Source organism: Candidatus Obscuribacterales bacterium, assembly GCA_036703605.1.
GTDB lineage: Bacteria > Cyanobacteriota > Cyanobacteriia > RECH01 > RECH01 > RECH01.
In genome coordinates this window covers 1-1,088 of the sequence record DATNRH010000294.1, presented here as the reverse complement: position 1 = coordinate 1,088, position 1,088 = coordinate 1, and the positions used below count along the sequence as shown (strand labels likewise).

General features: G+C 51.3%; 2 protein-coding genes. Both read right to left on the bottom strand.

The features are described from left to right. Positions 1-335: hypothetical protein (locus V6D20_06195; protein ID HEY9815376.1), on the bottom strand; the 335-nt coding region annotated here is incomplete at its 3' end. A gap of 109 nt (positions 336-444) precedes the next feature. Beyond that, on the bottom strand, positions 445-1,088 hold a 644-nt coding region (locus tag V6D20_06190; protein HEY9815375.1), incomplete at its 5' end, for a WecB/TagA/CpsF family glycosyltransferase.

Sequence of the window (1,088 nt, the reverse complement as noted above, 5' to 3'; positions counted from 1 at the left end):
TTGCCTCGCTGATCTGCGTTGAATCGCTCAAGCACCGTTGCCCCCTGGGAACGAGCAACAGTAGCCGTCTCGTCGTCACAATTGTCAGCAACGACAATCAGGCGATCGCCCGTCTCTAGCTGGGGTATCAAGTCTGTCAGCGTGGCACCAATCCCGAGTGCTTCATTGTGAGCAGGAATCAATATAGCAACCCGAGGGCGCTCAGCCGCACCCAACACCGTCTGACGAAATGAGCCAAAAGCCACTGCCGCAATGCACTCCAGGCTAAACACAGCCATAGGAATACCCGGCACTAGCACCAGCACAATGAACAACGCATTCGTTAATACATCCACAGCTCACAGCAGCTCCTAACCGCAAAACAACCAACCAGACCTAGCGAATACAACCATACAAATATCCGATAGGCTCAGATGTTCACCCGAGTCAATCCAGCATAAAGCCCTACGACTTCCCACGAGATATGGCCACATTGAAGTCAGATGAAGGCGATCGCCATGGACAATGATAGCGATTGAGCTTCTGCTGAATCACAAGCCAAATAAACGTCGGATCATCCAACAAATAGCGTTTCCAGAGACGCTTGGGTTCCTTCATTAGACGATACGCCCACTCTAAGCCCAGCTCACTCATCCAGCGAGGGGCACGGGCTAGGGTTCCGGCTTCAAAGTCAATCGTGGCTCCAATCGCCAAAAAAATCTTGACTCCCGGCATCGAGTCTTTGTGCTTGACAATAAATTTCTCTTGCTTAGGGGCTCCCAAACCAACCGCTAAGACCGTTGCCCCCGACTCGTTGACTCGCTCCATAATGCGTTGGCATTCCGCGTCATCCTTCTCAAATCCAAACGGAGGAGAGTAGGTTCCAACCACCATTTCACGACCGACATCGGCATTAATCTGTTGGCGAGCCTGGTCAGCAATGCCTTCTCGGGCTCCGAGGAGAAAGATCGTCACATCAGGATGATCTTTATGGTGTTTGTAAAACGCCGGAAACAAATCTGAGCCAGAAATTTTTTCCTTCAACGGCGATCCAAGAAACCGCGCAGCATAGCAAACGACTCGACTATCACACACTCGATAGTCAGCAC